This is a genomic window from Marmoricola sp. Leaf446, assembly GCF_001424755.1.
Lineage (GTDB): Bacteria > Actinomycetota > Actinomycetes > Propionibacteriales > Nocardioidaceae > Marmoricola.
Window position 1 is genome coordinate 115,020 of sequence record NZ_LMRF01000004.1, and the last position, 13,117, is coordinate 128,136.

The following is a 13,117-nucleotide window of genomic DNA, read 5'->3' on the forward strand; positions in this document are numbered from 1 at the left end:
GCCCGTCGGACCTCCGGTGAGCGAGCGTCCCGACCGGCGTGAGCTGGTCGACCTCTTCGAGGTGTTCCTGCTCGGGGAGGAGCCGTCGCTGACCGGTGCCCAGATCGCCGAGCAGGTCGGCATCCCCTACGAGGACGCCCGTGTGCGCTGGCGCTCGCTCGGCTTCACCGCCGTCGACCCCGACGAGGTGGCGTTCACCCACGCCGACCTCGACGCGCTGCGGCTCACCCAGGAGCTCGTCGAGCTCGGGGTCGTCGACGAGGAGGACCAGTCGGCGCTGGTGCGCACGATGGGCCGCAGCTTCGCGCGGCTCACCGAGTGGCAGCTCGGCCTGCTCGCCCGGGTCGTCGACGTCGACGCGATGGACGTCGAGGAGCTGACGGCGGTGATGGAGCGGATCACGCCCGCGGTCGAGCAGCTGCAGAGCTACGTCTGGCGCCGGCACACCGTCGCCACCGCGAGCCGGCTGCTGCTGGCCGACGCCTCCCCGGCCGAGGGGTCGGAGGGGGACGCGACCGGCGACGGGAGCGCCGTCGACGCCGAGGGCGTGCTCATGGGCGTGGGGTTCGCCGACATCGTCGGGTTCACCCGGCAGAGCCGCTCGTTGAGCCGTCGCGAGACCGCCCGGCTGGTCGACCGCTTCGAGGAGCGGGCGCTGGAGATCGTCAGCGGGCACGGCGGTCGCATCATCAAGTCGATCGGCGACGAGGTGCTCTTCGTCGCCGACCGGCCCGAGGACGTCGCCGCGATCGCGCTCGAGCTGGTCGAGGAGGCCGACCGCGACGGCGACTTCCCCGAGCTGCGGGTGGGCCTGGCCTGGGGACGCGCGCTGGCCCGCTTCGGCGACGTGCTGGGCCCGGTCGTCAACCTGGCCTCGCGGCTCACCGGCACCTCCCGGCCCGGGCGCGTGCTCGTCGACCGGTCGCTGGCCGAGGAGCTGCAGGACCGCGAGGAGCTCAAGCTGCGCCGGGTGCGGCGTACGTCGGTCAAGGGCTACCGCCGCCTCGAGCCGTGGTCGCTGCGACGCGGCGACCGCTCAGCCGAGCAGGACCGAGGCGGCGTCGGCGGGGTCGTCGACGAGGACGACGGAGCGGGCCATGGGGCGGCCGTCGGCGAGGGCGCGCAGGAGCGGCCAGACCGGTAGCACCTGGGTCCAGTGGTGCTCGCCCACGAACACCATCGGCGCCACGTCCTCGGCCGGCGCGTAGTAGTTGGTGCACGCCGCCTGGAAGACCTCCTGCACCGTGCCCGCGGCGCCGGGGAGGTAGACGATGCCGTCGCGGCACTTCTCCAGCAGCACGTCCTCGCGGATGGCGTTGCGGAAGTACTTCGCGGTGCTCGTCGCGAACACGTTGGGCGGCTCGTGGCCGTAGTGCCAGGTCGGGATGCCCACCGAGCGGCCGCTGTCGGGCCGGTCGTCGTGGCCGGTGACGGCGGCCAGGCCGCTGCGGGCCCAGGCCCCGACGTCGGGGGAGTACGACGGGACGGCGGACACCTCGGCCAGGGCGGCGTCGAGAACCTCGGGCGGGCTGTCGCCGAGCCTGGCTCCCAGGTTGGCCGCCTCCATCGCGCCCGGTCCGCCTCCTGTCGCGACGGTCAGCCCGCCGGCCGCGAGCCGGTGGGCGAGGCGGGCCGCGGCGGCGTACACCTCGTCGGTGCGGGTGACGGCGTGGCCGCCCATCAGGCCGACGACGCGGCGGCCGCGCAGCCGCTCCTCCAGCGCGTCGTCGACCGACGCGTCGTGGATCGCCATCGCCAGCTGGTCGGCGAGCCGGCCGCGGTGGGAGCGTCGCGACCAGCCGTAGACGAGGGCGTCGAGGGTCCCGGGGTAGCCGCCCTCCTCCAGGCCGGCAAAGAGCTCCTCGGGGGTGTAGAGGTGCGGGCGCCACGGGTCGAAGGGCACGTGCGGCAGGTCGGGGAAGACCAGCGCGCCACCGGTGCGGAGGTGCTCCTCGAGCGCGGCCGACATGGTGCCGCCCAGCACCAGGGCGCCGGCGGGGTCGAGCGCCAGCAGCGCGGCCTCCTGGCTGCCGAGGTCGACGTCCTGCAGCTGCCAGCCGGCCATCGACCCGCCGCTCCCCACCCGCTGCACCGCCAGGGCCAGCTCGTCGGGGGACTCGATCTCGTGCCAGTTCCGGCTGCCGCTGCGGGTCACCGGCCGATCATGCCGCAGCGGTGGTGGCCGGAGCGGGCCCGGCTAGCGTTGTCCCATGCGCAGCCGCTCGGTGACCAACGTCAGCTGGGACCTCCTCGACGCCCCCGTGATCCACGGCCGCGGCGAGGAGCCCGTGATCCAGGCGCCCGCCGGCCGCACCTGGACCCACGCCCGGCTGCTGGAGGAGGTCGCCGCCCTCGGTGGCCTGCTGCACCACCTCGGCGTCGGCCCCGGCGTCCCCGTGGTCGTCGACCTCGCCGAGGACCACGCCGTCGAGGCCGTCGTGGCCGCGCTCGCCACGGCGCGGGTGGGGGGCGTGGTGCGGACCGACGAGGACCCCGCGGCGCCGGTCACGGTGGTCTCCGGCGGCGTCGACCCGGCTCCCGACGGACGCACCCGCCTGGTGCGGACCCGGGGCGGCGAGGTCGTGGTCGAGCCCGACCTCGACTGGTCGGTGATGCTGCGCGCGGGGCGCACCGACCCGGCGGCGTGCGAGGTGCTCGAGCCCGGTGCGGCGTACTCCCCGACGCGGAGCGTGGTCGAGCAGGCCGAGGCCCTGGCGGCCGAGCCGGCGCCGTACGCCCCCGAGGCGCTGCGGCGGCTGCTGCAGGTCTGAGCGCCGGTCCTAGGGTGGGAGCCGGGCCGCGTGCACACGGGCCCGTGACGACGTCGTCCACCCGGAAGGACCCCGCATGAGCACCCACCCCGACGCCCGACGCGTCCTGGACGCCGCCCCGCGACAGCTCTACGTGGGCGGCGCCTGGCGTGACGCCGAGGGGGGCGCGACCATGCCGGTCGAGGACCCCGCCACCGGCGAGACGCTGTGCGAGGTGGCCGACGCGAGCGTCGCCGACGGTGCGGCTGCCCTGGACGCCGCCGTCGCCGCCCAGCGCGACTGGGCCGCGACCCCGCCCAACGAGCGCTCGGAGGTCCTGCACCGCGCGTTCACGCTGATGCAGGAGCGCAGCGACGACCTGGCGCTGCTGATGACGCTCGAGATGGGCAAGTCGCTGGCGGAGTCCAAGGGCGAGATCGCCTATGCCGCGGAGTTCTTCCGGTGGTTCACCGGCGAGGCGCTGCGCATCGACGGCTACTTCAAGCAGGCCGGCAACGGGCAGTCGCGGGTGCTCGTGATGAAGCAGCCGGTCGGCCCCTGCCTGTTCATCACGCCGTGGAACTTCCCGGCCGCGATGGGCACCCGCAAGATCGCCCCGGCCATCGCCGCCGGCTGCACGATGGTCGTCAAGCCCGCGGAGCAGACGCCGCTGTCGATGCTGGCGCTGGCGAGGCTGCTCGAGGACGCCGGGCTGCCGCCGGGCGTGCTCAACGTGGTGCCGACCTCCGCCTCCAGCGAGCTGGCCAAGCCGCTCATCGCCGACCCGCGGCTGCGCAAGCTCAGCTTCACCGGCTCGACCGAGGTCGGCCGCACCCTGATCGCCCAGGCCTCCGAGCAGGTGCTCAAGACCTCGATGGAGCTCGGCGGCAACGCGCCGTTCGTGGTCTTCGAGGACGCCGACCTCGACGCGGCCGTCGAGCAGGCGATGGTGGCCAAGATGCGCAACATGGGGGAGGCCTGCACCTCGGCCAACCGCTTCCACGTGCAGGCGTCCGTCGCCGAGGAGTTCGCCGCCAGGCTGACCGAGAAGATGCAGGCGCTCACGCTCGGCCACGGCGCTGACGAGGGCACCGACGTCGGTCCGCTCATCGACGCCGACCAGCGCGGCAAGGTCGCCGAGCTCGTCGACGACGCCGTCGCCAAGGGCGCCACGGCCGTGACCGGCGGCGGTGTCCGCGACGGGGCGGGCTACTTCTTCGAGCCGACCGTGCTGACCGGCGTACCCACGGACGCGCGGCTGCTCAAGGAGGAGATCTTCGGCCCCGTCGCGCCCATCGCCACCTTCGAGACCGAGGAGGAGGCGGTCGCGGCGGCCAACGACACCGAGTTCGGCCTCGTCGCCTACCTCTTCACCCGTGACCTGTCCCGCGCGCTGCGGGTCAGCGAGGCGCTGGAGACCGGCATGATCGGCCTCAACCAGGGCCTGGTCTCCAACGCCGGCGCCCCCTTCGGCGGCGTCAAGCAGTCGGGCCTGGGCCGCGAGGGCGGCAACGAGGGGATCGCGGAGTACCTCGAGACCAAGTACGTCGCCGTCAAGCTCTGAGGTCGCCCGGGTGCGTCATGCGAGACGGTCGCTCAGGCGCCCGTCTCGTATGACGCATCGCTGTGTCCGCTCTCCGGTCACTGGCCGCGGCGGCGGGAGACCAGCTCGAAGGCGGGGCCGACGGTGCGGTCCCAGACGGCCGGGGCGAGGTTGAAGGCGAGCAGCATCGCGTAGTTGCTCCAGGCCGTCTGCACCGAGCGCGTCGGCGTACGACGCCCGTGGGCGTGGCGCAGCACGGCCCGGGCGGCGCGCTCGGGGGAGATGGTCGGCGGGGGCGGGGTGTTGACGCCGCCGGCGGAGTCGAGTGCGCTGCCGTAGATCGGGGTGTCCACGCTGCCGGGGGCGACGTGGACGATGCGGACGCCGGGGGTGTCGAGGTTCTCGATGTGGAGCTGGCGCGCCAGGGCCCGGACGCCCCACTTGCTCACGACGTACGGCGTCATCTCGGGCACGTTGATGTGGCCGAGCAGCGAGCCGACGAGGACGAGGGTGCCCTCGCCCTGCTCCCGGAGGACGGGTACGACGTGGCGCGCGACGTTGGCGGCCCCGAGCAGGTTGGTCGAGACCACCGAGTCGAAGTCCTCCGGCGTCGTGTCCTCGGTGCGGCCGTAGCTGACGACGCCGGCGCAGTGCAGCACCGCATCGAGCCGGCCGGTGGCGCGGACCACCTCGTCGACGGCGTCGCCGACGGCGGTGTCGTCGGCGACGTCGGCCGCGACGACGGTGGTGCCGGAGGCGCCGGCGGCCGCGCACTCCTCGGCGACCTCCTCCAGCTTCTCCTTGCGCCGCGCGAGCAGGGCGACGTGGTCGCCGGCCTCCGCGGCCTGGATGGCGGTGGCGCGGCCGATGCCGCTGGAGGCGCCGGTGACGAGGACCGTGCGTGAGGTCATGGCTGATCTACCTGTCCGTAGTGTGCGAGGGGTGACGACTGACGAGGGTGTGGCGGGTCCGGGGCGCGTGCTGATGGTCGTGGGCGGGACGTCCGGCATCGGCCTGGCCGTGGCGCGTGCCGCGACCGCCCGCGGCGACGTCGTCGCCGTGGTGGCCCGCGACGCCGGCCGGGTGGCCGAGGTCGCCGCGGCGCTGCCGGGCCGGGCGCTGGGCATCGCCGCCGACGTGGTAGACGGCGCGGCCGTGGAGCGGGCGGTGGCCGAGGTGCTCGAGCGTCACGGCCGGCTGGACGCGGTGGTGACGACGGCCCAGGTGATGGCCTACGGCGACGTCGACGAGGTGCCGACCGAGGTCGTGCAGCGGGTGGTCGACACCGCCGTGATGGGCACCCACCACCTGGCCCGGCACGTGCTGCCGGTGTTCCGCCGCCAGGGCGGCGGCACGCTCGTGGTGGTCAGCTCGCTGCTCGCCGAGATCGCGGTGCCCTCGATGGGCATCTACAGCGCCGCCAAGTGGGGCCAGCTGGGCCTGGTGCGAGCGATGCAGGCCGAGACCCGTCACGAGCGCGGCATCCACGTCTGCCTGGTCAAGCCCGGTGCCATCGACACGCCGATCTACCACCAGGCCGCCTCCTACGCCGGGAGCCGCGGGTCGGCGCCGCCGCCGGTGATCACGCCCGAGGCGGTGGCCACGAAGTGCCTGGCGATGCTCGACCGGCCGCGCCGGGCCTCCGACGCGGGGCCCGTCAACAAGCTCGCCGTGCTCGGCTTCCGCTACCTGCCGTTCGTCTACGACCGCATCTCCGGCCCGCTGGTCGACCGGGTGGCCCTGCGCGGTCCGAGCACCGAGGACGGCCCCGGCAACGTGTTCGCGGCCGACACCGGGCGCGAGGGGCTCCGCGGCGGCTGGACGCCCGTGGGCCGGCTGCGCCGGGCCGACGGCCGGGCACGCTGGCGCCGCCGTCGCTGAGGCGGCGTACGGGTGGGTCACGGGGTCGCTCGCTCCTGTCGGGAGCCGCAGACGACGGAGCGCCGTCCCGGGCGGGCCGGGTCGGCCGGCGGTGCAGGGTGGTGCGGTGCTCCGTCGCGTCTGGGGCCGCGGGGGTGGAGCGGGGCTGGACCGTCCAGCGTAGCCAGCGGTGCGTGAGGCTCCTGTCGGCGTCGGCTGCCACCATGGGCCGGTGAACCAGCGCCGCGACGTCGTCATCCTCGGGTCCACCGGCTCGATCGGCACCCAGGCCCTCGACGTGGTCCGGGCCCACCCCGACCGGTTCCGGGTGGTCGCGCTGACCGCCGGGGGGTCGCAGGAGGAGCTCTTCGAGCAGCAGGTCGCCGAGCTCGGCCCCGCCTTCCACGGGCTGGGGGAGGACGCCTCGGTCGAGGCGGCCGGGCTGGAGTGCGACGTGGTCCTCAACGGCGTCACCGGCGCGGTCGGGCTGCGACCGACCGTGGCCGCGCTCGAGGCCGGCAACGTGCTGGCGCTGGCCAACAAGGAGTCGCTGATCATCGGCGGCCCCGTCGTCACCGACCTCGCGGCGCCGGGGCAGATCGTGCCGGTCGACAGCGAGCACAGCGCGCTCGCGCAGTGCCTGCGGGGCGGCAGCGCCTCCGAGGTACGCCGCCTGGTGCTCACCGCCAGCGGGGGACCGTTCCGCGGCCGCACCCGCGACGAGCTCGCCGAGGTGACCCCGGAGCAGGCGCTGGACCACCCCACCTGGGCGATGGGCCCGGTCGTGACCATCAACTCCGCCACCCTGGTCAACAAGGGCCTGGAGGTGATCGAGGCCCACCTGCTCTTCGGCATCCCGTTCGAGGACATCGAGGTGGTGGTGCACCCCACGAGCGTCGTGCACTCGATGGTGGAGTTCACCGACGGCTCGACCCTGGCCCAGGCCAGCCCGCCGACCATGCTGATCCCGATCGCCCTCGGCCTGGCCTGGCCCGACCGGGTGCCCGGCACGGCGCCGGCGGTGGACTGGACGACCGCGCAGACGTGGGAGTTCTCCCCGCTCGACGACGAGGCCTTCCCCGCCGTGCGTCTCGCCCGCGAGGCCGGCACCCGCGGTGGCACCGCCCCGGCCGTCTACAACGCCGCCAACGAGGTGTGCGTGGAGGCGTTCCGGCAGGGCCGGCTGCGGTTCGTCGACATCGTCGACACGGTGGCGCGGGTGCTGACCGCGCACGACGTACCCTCGCAGCAGCCAGCGGCCCGGCTCACCGTCGACGACGTGCTCGCCGCCGACCGCTGGGCCCGCGACCACACCCAGAGCCTGCTGAAGGACGCCCCTGCATGACCGTGCTCCTCTTCGTCCTCGGCGTCCTCGTCTTCGTGGTCGGGCTGCTGGGCTCGGTGGCCCTGCACGAGGCCGGGCACCTGGTCCCGGGCAAGCTGTTCCGCGTCAAGGTCACCCAGTTCATGATCGGCTTCGGCCGCACGCTGTGGTCGCGGCAGCGCGGCGAGACCGAGTACGGCCTCAAGGCCATCCCGCTCGGCGGCTACTGCAAGCTCGTCGGGATGGTCCCGCCCAACGCCGACGCGGGCGCCACGGCGACGATGGTCCGCAGCCGGCCGACCGGCATGTTCGCCCAGCTGGCCAGCGACGCCCGGGACGCGGAGTACGAGCACGTCGACCCCGCCGACCACGGCCGGCTGTTCTACGACAAGCCGTGGTGGCAGCGGCTGGTCATCCTGGGCTCCGGCGTGGCCATCAACCTGGTGCTGGCGTTCGGGCTGTTCGCGATGACCTTCATGGGCTACGGCGTCTACCAGGCCACCACCACGGTCTCCGGGGTCTCGGAGTGCGTGATCGCGGTGACCGCGGCGACGGCCGACCAGCCGCAGCGTGACTGCACCCCCGACGACCCGGCCTCGCCCGCCCGCGAGGCCGGGTTCCGCTCCGGCGACCGGTTCGTCTCGATCAACGGCGAGCCGGTGCGCACCTGGTCGCAGACCCAACGGGCGATCCGCGGCAACGGCGAGCGGACGGCCACGGTCGTGGTCGAGCGCGCCGGCCGCGAGGTCACGCTGCGGCCCACCACCACGGTCACCACCCAGGTCACGGACGCCGAGAAGCCCACCGAGGTCTCCGAGGTCGGGTTCCTCGGCGTGGTGCCCACGCAGGAGCGCGAGCGCCAGGACCTCGGCTACGTCGTCACGGTGATGGCCGACGGCACCTGGCAGACGCTGAAGACCATCGGGACCCTGCCGGCGCGGGTCTGGGACGCCGGCCAGGCCGCACTCGGGCTGGAGGAGCGCGACCCCAACGGCCCGATGAGCGTCGTCGGCGCCGGCCGGGTCGCGGGCGAGCTGGCCTCGGAGGAACGCGTGCCCGGGCTCGACCGGTTCTTCGCGATCATCACGCTGCTGGCCGGGCTCAACCTGTTCCTCGGCCTGGTCAACCTGGTGCCGCTGCCGCCCTTCGACGGCGGCCAGATGGCGACCACCCTCTACGAGACGGTCCGCCGGGCGCTCGCGCGGCTGCGCGGCCGGCCGGACCCGGGAGGGGTCGACGCGGCCAAGCTGCTGCCCGTCACCTACGTGATGGCCTCGGTGATCCTCGTCGTCAGCGTCGTCCTGGTGGTCGCCGACGTGCTGGCCCCGATCAGCCTCTCGTGACCCGCTCCTAGACTGGGTCCATGACTTCTGTGTCCCTCGGCATGCCGGCGGCCCCGCCGCCCGTGCTGGCCCCGCGTCGCCCCACCCGCCAGATCCAGGTGGGCAAGGTCGGCGTCGGCAGCGACCACCCGGTCTCGGTGCAGTCGATGACCACGACGCTGACCTCCGACATCAACGCGACGCTGCAGCAGATCGCCGAGCTCACCGCGTCGGGCTGCGACATCGTCCGGGTGGCCTGCCCCTCCCAGGACGACGCCGACGCGCTGCCGGCGATCGCGACCAAGTCGCAGATCCCGGTGATCGCCGACATCCACTTCCAGCCCAAGTACGTCTACGCCGCGATCGAGGCCGGCTGCGCCGCCGTACGCGTCAACCCGGGCAACATCCGCAAGTTCGACGACCAGGTCAAGGAGATCGCGCGGACCGCCAAGGACCACGGCACCTCGATCCGGATCGGCGTCAACGCGGGCTCGCTCGACAAGCGGATCATGGACAAGTACGGCAAGGCCACGCCCGAGGCGCTGGTCGAGTCGGCGGTCTGGGAGGCCTCGCTGTTCGAGGAGCACGACTTCCACGACTTCAAGATCTCGGTCAAGCACAACGACCCCGTCGTGATGGTCCGGGCCTACGAGCTGCTCGCCGAGGCCGGCGACTGGCCGCTGCACCTCGGCGTGACCGAGGCCGGCCCGGCGTTCCAGGGCACGATCAAGTCCGCCACCGCGTTCGGCGCGCTGCTGTCCCAGGGCATCGGCGACACGATCCGCGTCTCGCTCTCGGCCCCGCCGGTCGAGGAGGTCAAGGTCGGCATCCAGATCCTGCAGTCGCTCAACCTGCGCCCCCGCAAGCTCGAGATCGTCTCCTGCCCGTCGTGCGGCCGCGCCCAGGTCGACGTCTACAAGCTCGCCGAGCAGGTCACCTCGGGCCTGGAGGGCATGGAGGTGCCGCTGCGCGTGGCCGTCATGGGCTGCGTCGTCAACGGCCCCGGTGAGGCCCGCGAGGCCGACCTCGGCGTCGCGTCCGGCAACGGCAAGGGTCAGATCTTCGTCAAGGGCGAGGTCATCAAGACCGTCCCCGAGAGCCAGATCGTGGAGACCCTCATCGAGGAGGCGATGCGCATCGCCGAGACCATGGAGGCCGAGGAGGGCGCGTCGGCCGAGGTCAGCGTCGGCTGAGCTCCCGATAGTCCGAGACAGGAAGCACCGCCGGAGGCCCTCCGGCGGTGCTTTTCGTCTCGGACTACCTCACCAGACGGTGTAGAAGAGGTGCTGCACCACCAGGGCGGTGAGCAGCTGCAGGGTCAGGCCCCAGCGGCGCCAGCGGTCGGGCAGCAGGGCGCAGCCGACCAGCAGCCACGGCATGAACGGCAGCCAGATGCGCTCCACCTCGGCCTTGCTCATCCCCGAGGCGTCGGCGGTCGCCACCATGACGGCGCCCGCGGCCGTCAGCAGCACGGGCGCCCGGTAGAGCCGCCAGGTCGCCCGGGTCGTGGCCAGCAGGTTCGCCACGGCGGCCCCGACGAGCGGGCCGGCGCTGAGGAACAGCAGGGCCAGGTTGGCCCAGCGCCAGTAGTCCTCGGGCCGGTCCTTGGCGATGCCCTCCTCGTAGCGGTCGACCAGCACGGGGTAGTAGTCCCACCAGGCCCAGCCGGCCGCGGCGAACCCGAGCACCACCACCAGGGCCGTGGCCGCGGCGACCGGCAGCGGCAGCCACGACCGCGCGGCGAGGAGCACGGCCACGGCGACGACGCCGAGCAGCGGCAGCCCGTAGGACATCATCACGACAGTCCCGAGCAGCAGCCCCGCCAGCGCCGACCAGGCCAGGGCCGGTCCGCGCCGGGTGCGGGTGGCGCCGAGCGCGAGGCAGGCGATGCCCCACGCCCCGATCGCCGCGAACAGCGCGTCGCCGGAGACGGCCATGAACACCGCAGTCGGGGCGAGCACCAGGAACGGCGCCGCTCGCCGTGCCGTGGTCTCCGCGCCGAGCGCCCGCAGCGCCACCAGCACGGCCGGGGCGGTGCTGGCGGCGAGGAGCACCACCACGAGGCTCGCGGCCAGGTCGCCTCCCAGCCCGATCCGCACCAGCCCGACGAAGAACAGCAGGGCGGCGGGCGGGTGGCCCGCGACGTGGGTGGGGAAGGCGTCCTCGGAGTACAGCGGCATCCGCTCGCGCCAGGTCGTCAGCAGCTGCGGGACGTCGGTCACCTCGCGGGCGGTGGTGAGGTACTCGAAGGGGTTGCCGAGCTGCCGGGTCAGGCCCTCCACCCCGTCGACGAGGGCGAGCGAGACCATCCACCCCAGCCCCACGGCGTACGACGCCAGCAGCAGCGCGCGCCAGGGCAGCCGGTCGGCGACCGCGGCGGCGTACCTCCAGCCGAGCAGGGCCAGCAGCACCGCCGGGGCGGTGCCGGGTCCCCACCACTTCGGCTCCCACAGCCCGTGCAGCGGCGGCACCTCGCGGTCGGAGGCGTTGCGCGGTGCTCGCGGGTAGACCTGCTCGCCGCTGTGGCCCGGCCACCAGAACGCCCACACCACGACGCCCACCGCGGCCGCGAGGCCGAGCCAGGGGAGCAGCCGGGTCAGCCGGGGCCGCCGGCCGCCGGCCCGGTCGTGGTCGGGGTGCGTGGCGCGGTCGGTCACGGCCGAAGCATGGCAGGACCCCGGTGAGGGACGCGCGGGGTCAGCCCGCGGCGCGGAGGCCGCGCTCGATGGTGCGCTGGGCGGCGCTCGCCCTGCGCCAGGCGGCGCTCTCCTGCGACAGGAACGCGAGGTCCTTCTTGGCCTTGGCGACCGACTTCTTCTCGGTGGGGTCGATGGCGGTGGCCTGCTGCCACCCGGCGAGCTGGTCCTTCTCGGCCCGCGGCGCCTGCTCCTCCAGCGTGCCGAGGGCGGCGCGGACGGCCTTGCGGCTCGGCGGCTCGTCCTGCCCCTTGCGCGCCTTCGGCGGGGTGTACGCCGCGGCGTCCTCGGCCAGCCGGTCGTGCTGGTAGAGCACGTCGTAGCGCCGGAGCGCGGTGCCCAGCTCCTCCAGGGCGGCCACCTGGGCACGCTGGGCGTCCAGCGTCTTCTCGCAGTCCGAGGCCGACCCGCTGACCGCGTAGTAGTCGATGGTGGCCGACACGCTGGTCCAGCGGCCGGCGAGCGTCGAGGGGTGCTCGTCCTGCGACCGGTCACCGACCTCGTCGGCGAGCGCGCGCCACCGCGTGCGGCACGCCGCGTCCTGCGGGTCCACCTCCTCCGCAGCGGGCTCGGCGCTGCCGTCGCGGCCGTCGTCACCGCCTCCGCACCCGGCGAGGACGGTGCCCGTCAGGGCCAGGGCCAGCAGCGTGACCGGCAACCGGTGGCGGGGACGAGGCCGGGGGTGCGACATGGCCACACCGTAGACCTGGCGCCGGTCCGCTGACTCCCGAACCCGACGACCCCCGTTGCCGTAGGCTCCCCGCGTGGTCCGGACGAGCCAAGGCGTGCGCGTGCTGGGGCCCTCCGACGTGACCGCCGCGCTGGCCGTGGTCGCCCGCGACCCGGTCGCCAACGTCTTCGCCGACTACCGCACCCGCATCACCCAGCTCGACCCCCGCTGGCTCGGGGGCGAGATGTGGGGCTACCACGAGGGCGACGAGCTGGTCTCGCTGTGCCACGTCGGCGCCAACCTGGTGCCGGTGAGCGCCAGCCCGGCGGCGTGCGAGGCGTTCGCCGAGCGGGCCACCCGCAACAGCCCCCGCAGCTCGACCATCGTGGGTCCGCGCGACGCCGTCGAGGTGCTCTGGGCCGGGTTGGAGGACAGCTGGCCCCGGCCACGCGAGCTGCGCTGGGACCAGCCCCACCTCGTCACGACCAGGCCGGCCGACATCGCCTGCGACCAGCAGGTCCGGCGTACGACGCGCGAGGAGGCGGCCGTGCTCTACCCCGCCTGCGTGGCGATGTACACCGAGGAGGTCGGGGTCTCGCCCGAGGTCGACGGCGGCCGCGACCTCTACCGCGCCCGCGTCAACCAGCTCGTCGGCCGCGGCTGGTCGTTCTCGCGCATCGAGGACGGCCGGGTGCTGTTCAAGGCCGAGGTCGCGTGCGCCGGCCCCAGCGCCTGCCAGATCCAGGGCGTGTACGTCGACCCCGAGCTGCGCGGACAGGGGCTGGCCGCCGCCGGGATGGCGACCGTGGTCGCCACCTGCCTGCGCGAGATCGCCCCGGCGGTCTCGCTCTACGTCAACGCCCACAACACCGCTGCGCGGGCCGCCTACGCCCGCGCCGGGTTCGAGCAGACCGACACCTTCTCCACCATCATGTTCTGACGCGAGGAGCGC

General features: G+C 74.2%; 12 protein-coding genes. 8 read left to right on the top strand and 4 right to left on the bottom strand.

The window, feature by feature from the left end:
• Window positions 1–16 precede the first annotated feature (16 nt).
• Window positions 17–1,144, top strand: a complete 1,128-nt coding sequence (locus ASG49_RS12230) for an adenylate/guanylate cyclase domain-containing protein (protein ID WP_056542240.1) — start codon at window positions 17–19, stop codon at window positions 1,142–1,144.
• Here ASG49_RS12230 and ASG49_RS12235 read toward each other — a convergent pair.
• A complete protein-coding gene (locus tag ASG49_RS12235; protein WP_056542241.1) occupies window positions 1,037–2,155 on the bottom strand; it encodes an LOG family protein in 1,119 nt (372 codons plus the stop codon). The two genes, ASG49_RS12230 and ASG49_RS12235, sit on opposite strands and share 108 nt — an antisense overlap.
• Window positions 2,156–2,210: 55 nt before the next feature.
• Here ASG49_RS12235 and ASG49_RS12240 point away from each other — a divergent pair, with 55 nt between their 5' ends.
• Window positions 2,211–2,771, top strand: a complete 561-nt coding sequence (locus ASG49_RS12240) for an AMP-binding protein (protein ID WP_056542244.1) — start codon at window positions 2,211–2,213, stop codon at window positions 2,769–2,771.
• 76 nt (window positions 2,772–2,847) lie between these two features.
• The gene (locus ASG49_RS12245; protein ID WP_056542245.1) at window positions 2,848–4,314 is read left to right on the top strand and encodes an NAD-dependent succinate-semialdehyde dehydrogenase; all 1,467 of its coding nucleotides are present in this window, start codon (window positions 2,848–2,850) and stop codon (window positions 4,312–4,314) included.
• A 77-nt stretch (window positions 4,315–4,391) separates the two neighbouring features.
• On the opposite strand, the gene ASG49_RS12250 is transcribed toward ASG49_RS12245, so the two are convergent.
• The gene (locus ASG49_RS12250) at window positions 4,392–5,204 is read right to left on the bottom strand and encodes an SDR family oxidoreductase (protein ID WP_056542247.1); all 813 of its coding nucleotides are present in this window, start codon (window positions 5,202–5,204) and stop codon (window positions 4,392–4,394) included.
• A gap of 31 nt (window positions 5,205–5,235) precedes the next feature.
• Between ASG49_RS12250 and ASG49_RS12255 the strand changes: the two genes are divergently transcribed.
• From ASG49_RS12255 to ispG, 4 genes are all read left to right on the top strand, one after another.
• A complete protein-coding gene (locus ASG49_RS12255) occupies window positions 5,236–6,174 on the top strand; it encodes an SDR family oxidoreductase (protein WP_162244527.1) in 939 nt (312 codons plus the stop codon).
• 211 nt (window positions 6,175–6,385) lie between these two features.
• On the top strand, window positions 6,386–7,498 hold the full coding sequence (gene dxr / locus ASG49_RS12260) for a 1-deoxy-D-xylulose-5-phosphate reductoisomerase (RefSeq protein WP_082534091.1): 1,113 nt from the start codon (window positions 6,386–6,388) through the stop codon (window positions 7,496–7,498).
• Window positions 7,495–8,820 carry an RIP metalloprotease gene (locus ASG49_RS12265; protein ID WP_056542252.1) on the top strand — a complete coding sequence of 442 codons (1,326 nt, stop codon included), beginning with the start codon at window positions 7,495–7,497 and terminating at the stop codon, window positions 8,818–8,820. Before dxr ends, ASG49_RS12265 begins: the two co-directional genes overlap by 4 nt.
• 20 nt (window positions 8,821–8,840) lie before the next feature.
• Window positions 8,841–9,992: a flavodoxin-dependent (E)-4-hydroxy-3-methylbut-2-enyl-diphosphate synthase gene (gene ispG / locus ASG49_RS12270; protein ID WP_056542254.1), complete on the top strand. Its 1,152-nt coding sequence runs from the start codon at window positions 8,841–8,843 to the stop codon at window positions 9,990–9,992.
• A gap of 69 nt (window positions 9,993–10,061) precedes the next feature.
• On the opposite strand, the gene ASG49_RS12275 is transcribed toward ispG, so the two are convergent.
• Together ASG49_RS12275 and ASG49_RS12280 are read right to left on the bottom strand one after the other, a co-directional pair.
• Complete coding sequence (locus tag ASG49_RS12275; protein ID WP_235562051.1) at window positions 10,062–11,456, bottom strand: hypothetical protein; 1,395 nt, start codon at window positions 11,454–11,456, stop codon at window positions 10,062–10,064.
• A gap of 40 nt (window positions 11,457–11,496) precedes the next feature.
• The gene (locus ASG49_RS12280; protein ID WP_156384321.1) at window positions 11,497–12,186 is read right to left on the bottom strand and encodes a hypothetical protein; all 690 of its coding nucleotides are present in this window, start codon (window positions 12,184–12,186) and stop codon (window positions 11,497–11,499) included.
• A gap of 73 nt (window positions 12,187–12,259) precedes the next feature.
• Here ASG49_RS12280 and ASG49_RS12285 point away from each other — a divergent pair, with 73 nt between their 5' ends.
• Window positions 12,260–13,105: a GNAT family N-acetyltransferase gene (locus tag ASG49_RS12285; RefSeq protein WP_056542258.1), complete on the top strand. Its 846-nt coding sequence runs from the start codon at window positions 12,260–12,262 to the stop codon at window positions 13,103–13,105.
• Window positions 13,106–13,117 lie beyond the last annotated feature (12 nt).

What these genes read in the sequence shown, in the direction of transcription:
- ASG49_RS12240 (WP_056542244.1), top strand. Translation starts at nt 2,211, where the DNA reads ATGCGCAGCCGCTCGGTGACCAACGTCAGCTGGGACCTCCTCGACGCC.
- ASG49_RS12245 (WP_056542245.1), top strand. Translation starts at nt 2,848, where the DNA reads ATGAGCACCCACCCCGACGCCCGACGCGTCCTGGACGCCGCCCCGCGA.
- ASG49_RS12250 (WP_056542247.1), bottom strand. Translation starts at nt 5,204, where the DNA reads ATGACCTCACGCACGGTCCTCGTCACCGGCGCCTCCAGCGGCATCGGC.
- ASG49_RS12265 (WP_056542252.1), top strand. Translation starts at nt 7,495, where the DNA reads ATGACCGTGCTCCTCTTCGTCCTCGGCGTCCTCGTCTTCGTGGTCGGG.
- ispG (WP_056542254.1), top strand. Translation starts at nt 8,841, where the DNA reads ATGACTTCTGTGTCCCTCGGCATGCCGGCGGCCCCGCCGCCCGTGCTG.
- ASG49_RS12280 (WP_156384321.1), bottom strand. Translation starts at nt 12,186, where the DNA reads ATGTCGCACCCCCGGCCTCGTCCCCGCCACCGGTTGCCGGTCACGCTG.